The 787-nt window shown below is 33.3% G+C and carries 1 protein-coding gene; it reads left to right on the top strand.

Annotated features, from left to right (window positions below):
* Positions 1-787: hypothetical protein (locus KCG35_RS25830; protein ID WP_215822764.1), on the top strand; the 787-nt coding region annotated here is incomplete at both ends.

Genomic DNA, 787 nt, shown 5'->3' on the forward strand with positions numbered 1-787 from the left:
TATCTTGAAAAAAAAGTCAAACAAACGGATGTTTTTAATCGAAAGCAACGAGGCTATTTAAAAGATTACTTTATCAAAGGTGTTAGGCCAGAATATGATTATATTGATAATCCTATGCCAATTCCTTTGTTATTTATGCTTTGGTTTCATCCTGATCAGAGTCAAGCGTGCTGGAATGAAATTGTCTCCTATGTCTGGAAAATGCCAGATGATATCATCTATGATCACTATAAAACGTCAATAGAAATTTTTACAAGAAACGCTGGGACCGTTTTTCGTTATAACCCTAAAGATGGATTTTATGATGGTTTTATGGGTGGACTTGAAGAAAGAATATTTACAATACTTTTTGGTGATAAGTTTAAAAGTTATATTTATATATCTCAAACTTGGGAGGTAAACTTAAATGATTTGAAAGTTATTCCTGCAAGGTGGTTTTATTCAATTATTTGGCTTAAAAAATCTTTAGAGAATATTAACCCTACTGTTTTTTGGCAGTATGATCAACCGATTGATTTGTGTATTGCGGGACTTAAAGATTCTCATATTGAGGACTTTTTAGGTTTACACAGAATTGGACTTCCAGAACGAAAGGAGCGTGCTAGGCATAGGTTTTACGAGTATTTAAATATATTGGCCGGTGAAAACTATCCTGAAGGCGAATTTAGGGTAAATTATATTAAAAAAATGCGCACTAAACTTAATGAAGAGAAGATTCCCCCTTTGCTAGATGAGTTATGGCAAAAGGCTAAAAAAGGGGAATTGACGCCTGACTATATTTGTAGTG

Source organism: Zooshikella harenae, from assembly GCF_018837975.1.
GTDB lineage: Bacteria > Pseudomonadota > Gammaproteobacteria > Pseudomonadales > Zooshikellaceae > Zooshikella > Zooshikella harenae.